This window comes from Streptomyces sp. NPDC059142, from assembly GCF_042755665.1.
GTDB lineage: Bacteria > Actinomycetota > Actinomycetes > Streptomycetales > Streptomycetaceae > Streptomyces.
On record NZ_JBHZDA010000074.1, the window covers coordinates 1 to 4,662 of the forward strand.

The window sequence follows — 4,662 nt, forward strand, 5'->3', positions numbered from 1 at the left end:
CAGCAACGGGGGACGCCCCGGCCGTTTTCGGCCGGGGGCTTCCCGTTCTCTGAGCGGACGACCAGGTTCGAACTGGCGACCTCAACCTTGGCAAGGTTGCGCTCTACCAACTGAGCTACGTCCGCATGCGCCGCTGCCGTGCTTCCGCACTGCCGCGTGGTGGCGCGACGCCAACTATACCCAACCCCGCTCGCGTGCGAGACGCACCGCCGTATGCCGGTTCTCCGCCCCCAGCTTGGTGGCCGCGGACGAGAGGTAGTTCCGTACGGTCCCCTGCGAGAGGGAGGCGCGCTCGGCGATCTCCGCGATCGGCGCGCCGTCCACCGCCAGCTCCAGGACCTCGGCCTCCCGGGCGGTGAGCGGCGAGTCCCCGGCGGAGATCGCGTCGGCCGCCAACTCCGGGTCGATGAACCGGTTACCGGCGTGCACGGCGCGGATGATCTCGGCGAGCTGCCGTGCGCTGACCGTCTTGGGTACGAAGCCGCGCACCCCGGCCGCCAGCGCCCGCTTGAGATGGCCGGGTCTGCCGTGGCTCGTCACGATCATCGTCCGGCAGCCGGGCAGTTCGGTACGGAGAGATGTGGCGACCTTCACACCGTCCGCCCCCGGCATCTGGAGATCCAGTACGGCGACGTCGGGGCGGTGGGCCAGTGCCATCGCCAGCGCCTCGGGTCCGGTGGCCGCCTCGGCGACGACGATCAGATCGTCCTCCAGAGCGAGCAGCGCGGCGACCGCGCCCCGGATCAGATGCTCGTCGTCGGCCAGCAGCACCCGTACGGGAGCGGGAGCCGAAGACGAAGGTCCGGAAGGCGACGCGGCCCCGGAAGGCGACGCGGCCCCGGAAGGCGACGCGGCCCCGGAAGACGCTGCGGCCCCGGAGGGTACGAAGGGCCCGGAAGGTACGAAGGGCCCGGCGGGCCTGGAGGGCTCGGACATCAGGCCGCCACCTCCGTGTCCGCGCCGGGGCCCGTAGAAGGGCCCGTCGACCGGCCCGTCGTCGGCCCCTTCGGCCGCGGCTCCGGCCGCTCCTCCGGCAGCGGTACCCGCGCCGTCAGCCGGAAGCCACCCTTCCCCGTGGGGCCCGCCTCCAGCGTCCCGTCCACGGCGGCCAGCCGCTCCCGCAGCCCGGCGAGCCCTGACCCCTTCGCCCGCAGGCCGTCCGCGCCCCTGTCCCCGTCGCCGTCCCCGTCCGGGGCGGAGTCCGGCACGCCGTCGTTCTCCACGGTCAGAACCGCCTCCCAGTCACCGGAACCGCCCTTCCCCAAGGGCTGCTCCGACAACCGTACGGTGCATCGCCGCGGGTCCCCGTGCCGCAGCACGTTCGTGGTCGCCTCGCGCACCACCCAACCCAGCGCGGACTGCACCTCGGCCGGCAATCCGACGCCCCTCCGGCCCTTCCCGCCCTTCCCGCCGGCTCCGCGCGGCCCGCCGTGCCCGGCGGCCTCGCCACCGATCGGCAGTCCGCCCTCGATCGTCCCGATCCCGTCGATCCGGCAGTCGATGCCGGCCGCCTCCAGCACGCCCCGGGCGCCCTCCAGCTCGGTGTGGAGGTTGGCCTCGCGGTAGCCGCGTACGACATCGCGGACCTCCCGCTGCGACTCCCGCGCGATCCGCTGCACCTCGGTCATCTGGGTCATCGCCTCCGGCCGTCCCCGCTCGGCGAGCTGCACCGCCAGTTCGCTCTTCAGCGCGATCACCGCCAGGTTGCGCCCCATGACGTCGTGCAGATCACGGCCGAAGCGCAGCCGTTCCTCCGCGACCGCGAGCCGCGTCCGCAGCTCGTGCGCCCCGTCCAGCTCCCAGACGACGCCGACCAGCCAGAGGGTGAAGACGCAGGCGGCGCCGAGCAGCACGCCCATGGTCGTGATCCCGGCGAAGTTCAGGGCGGCCTGACGCCACCCCAGCCCCGCCAGCAGGGTCACGAGGCCCGCCGCCGCCGGTGGGGCGAACACCACGGTGGCCCGCTGCGCCGTCGTCCGCAGGCCCAGGGTCATCGTCGCCACGCCGAAGCCCCCGAAGGTCATCAGCAGGCCGCCGAACCTCTCGTCCGTGCCGATCGCACCGGTCGCGGTCAGCACGATCAGCCCGAGCACCGCGGCGCCGGAGACTCCGCCCACGGCCAGCATCAGCGGCACGGGCTGCGGGCGCCGGCCCAGCCGCCAGTCCATGGCCCGCAGGGCGAGCAGGCAGCACAGCACGGAGTGCGTGAGGATCAGCAGGGCCGTCCAGTACCGCCCCTCGCCGAGGGAGTTCGGGGCGGTCGCCCCGAACTCGATGCCCGCCATGCCGTAGAACGTGTAGCGGGTGTACAGCTCCACCCAGGCGGAGTTGGACCTGCCGTACACACGGCGCAGATCCCGCGGACTGCGCAGGCTCCGAAGCTTCCGCAGCGTCGACAGACCGGTCGGTCTGGTCATGGCCCAGGCGTCCTTTCCCCGTTCCGCGGCCCGCCTCCCCTTCGGTGGCTCACCGGCGCCTCGTACGGATCCACGGCCGCGGATCCGCGATGTCTCAGCGGCGCGGCTCCCAGCGGAACCACCGCTGTACGGCAAGGACGGCGAGCACGATCCAGACCAGCGAGGCCAGCGCGGCACCGAGCAGGCCGGACCCGTCCGTACCACCCAGCCAGCCCGCCCTGATCAGGGTCATGACCCCCGTCACGGGCAGCAGTTCGCATACGGAGGCCACCCGGTCGGGCAGCACTTCCAGCGGTACGAACAGACCGGAGCCCACCACCGACACCAGGAACAGCGGCATGGTGGTGATCTGGGCGCTCTCCACGGTACGGGTGAACGCCGAGGTCGCGGCAGCCAGTGCGCTGAGCAGCAACAGCCCGGCGAGCAGCCCGCCGAGCAGCACCAGCGGGCTGTCCGGCGCGCGCACGTCCAGGAACGCCACACCGCCCGCGATCATCAGACAGGACTGGACGAACGCCAGCACCACCGCGGGCAGCGCCGTACCGGCCAGGATCTCGCGGTCGGACGCCTCGATCGTACGGAGCCGCTTGAGCACCAGGTCCTCGCGCCGGGCCGTGTAGGCGGCGGAGAGGTTGGCGTACACGGCCATGATCAGCACCATGCCGATGCTGCCGGCCATGGCGACCTCGATACCGCTCAGCCCGACCTCGCCCAGGTCGACCTCCTTGAGCGACATCCTGATCGCCCCGATCATCGCCACCGGCACGATCAGCGCGGAGAAGAGCGCCGTCCTGTTCCTGACGAGCAGGACGTACTCGGCCCGGCCGAGCGCCTTGAGGCGTCCGGCGACCGTCGTGCGCCGCCCGCCGGGCGGCTCGTTCCGCGCGCCCGCCCCCTTCGTGGTGCCCGCTCCGTCCAAGCCGGTGTTCATGCCGCCGCCCGTGCCGTTGGCCACGCCGCCGCCCCTGCCGCTGTCCGTGCCGGTGCCAGTGCCAGTGCCAGTGCCTGGGCCTGTGCCTGTGCCTGTGCCTGTGCCCGTGCCGCTGTCCGTCGTGCTCATCGGGTGTCCCCCGTCTCCGTACGCTGCGACGCGATGTCGAGAAATGCCTCTTCGAGGGAGGCGGACCGGGCGTCCAGCCCATCCAGCTCCACGTCCGACTCCTCGGCCCAGCGCAGGAGTTCGCCCAGATCCCGCTGGAGCCGCTGGGTCCGTATCTCCACCTGCCCCTCGTCCTGGGCCGCCGCGTCCAGCGACCGGGGGAGCCGTCCGGGGGCGACGCCGGCGGGCAGGGTGAAGCGGATCCGCGCGGGCCGGGCCGCGGTCACCTCGGCCGGGGTGCCGGCGGCCACGATGCGGCCCCCGTGCATGATCGCCAGCCGGTCGGCGAGGGTCTCGGCCTCCTCCAGGTAGTGCGTGGTGAGCAGCACGGTGGTGCCGTCCGCCCGCAGCTCCCGCACCAACTCCCAGGTGTCGCGCCGCCCTTCGGCGTCCAGCCCGGTCGTCGGCTCGTCCAGGAAGAGCACCTCGGGCCGGCCGAGCAGCGCCAGTGCCAGGTCCAGGCGCCGCTTCTCGCCGCCGGAGAGCTGTTTGACCCGTACGCCCGCCCGGTGGCCCATCCCCACCAGCTCCAGCGCCTCCCCGGTCGGCCGGGCGCCGCTGGTGCAGCCCGCGCACATCCGTACGGTCTCCGTGACCGTCAGGTCGGAGGGGAAGCCGCCCTCCTGGAGCATCACGCCCACCCGGGGGCGCACGGTGGCCCGTTCGGTGTACGGGTCGTGGCCCAGCACCCGGACCGCGCCGCCGCTCGGCCTGGCCAGGCCCTCCAGCAGCTCGACGGTGGAGGTCTTGCCCGCGCCGTTCGTGCCGAGCAGCGCGAACAGTTCGCCGCGCGCCACGGAGAAGGAGATCCCGTCGACCGCCGTGAAGCCGCCCGCGTACGTACGCCGCAGGTCGGTCACGTCGATCGCCGTGGTGAGGGCGCTGCCGTCGTCCCGGGGCGCCGGTGCCGGAATCCGCGTCGAAGCCTGAGTCATGGCTCCAGGTTTCCGGCGGCGCGGGCCGCGCGGCAGTGCGCGCTGTCACCGGCTCCGATGACATTTGTCATCCCGGCGCGACGCACGAAGAAGGGCCCGGGTCCCGGATCGTGCGCCTGTCCAAGTGAGCGGGAGGACAGGTTCGAAAAGGCGGACGCAAACCTTGGGAGGTAGTTTTGTTATAAAAAAGATAGCGGTCCGCCGGTAGTTG

At 72.8% G+C, this 4,662-nt stretch carries 4 protein-coding genes and 1 tRNA gene; all 5 read right to left on the reverse strand.

What is annotated here, in order from left to right; genetic code table 11:
* Nucleotides 1-52: 52 nt before the first annotated feature.
* Nucleotides 53-125: transfer RNA gene (locus ACFXPK_RS23685), tRNA-Gly, on the reverse strand.
* 49 nt (nucleotides 126-174) lie between these two features.
* On the reverse strand, nucleotides 175-771 hold the full coding sequence (locus tag ACFXPK_RS23690; RefSeq protein WP_384996361.1) for a response regulator: 597 nt from the start codon (nucleotides 769-771) through the stop codon (nucleotides 175-177).
* A 164-nt stretch (nucleotides 772-935) separates the two neighbouring features.
* Nucleotides 936-2,417 (reverse strand): sensor histidine kinase, encoded by a 1,482-nt coding sequence (locus ACFXPK_RS23695; RefSeq protein ID WP_385078357.1) that lies wholly within the window; start codon nucleotides 2,415-2,417, stop codon nucleotides 936-938.
* Between the two features lie 94 nt (nucleotides 2,418-2,511).
* Nucleotides 2,512-3,348 carry an ABC transporter permease gene (locus ACFXPK_RS23700; RefSeq protein WP_385078410.1) on the reverse strand — a complete coding sequence of 279 codons (837 nt, stop codon included), beginning with the start codon at nucleotides 3,346-3,348 and terminating at the stop codon, nucleotides 2,512-2,514.
* A gap of 125 nt (nucleotides 3,349-3,473) precedes the next feature.
* Nucleotides 3,474-4,451, reverse strand: a complete 978-nt coding sequence (locus tag ACFXPK_RS23705; RefSeq protein WP_384996355.1) for an ABC transporter ATP-binding protein — start codon at nucleotides 4,449-4,451, stop codon at nucleotides 3,474-3,476.
* Between the last annotated feature and the right edge of the window lie 211 nt (nucleotides 4,452-4,662).

What these genes read in the sequence shown, in the direction of transcription:
- ACFXPK_RS23700 (WP_385078410.1), bottom strand. Translation starts at nt 3,348, where the DNA reads ATGAACACCGGCTTGGACGGAGCGGGCACCACGAAGGGGGCGGGCGCG.
- ACFXPK_RS23695 (WP_385078357.1), bottom strand. Translation starts at nt 2,417, where the DNA reads ATGACCAGACCGACCGGTCTGTCGACGCTGCGGAAGCTTCGGAGCCTG.
- ACFXPK_RS23705 (WP_384996355.1), bottom strand. Translation starts at nt 4,451, where the DNA reads ATGACTCAGGCTTCGACGCGGATTCCGGCACCGGCGCCCCGGGACGAC.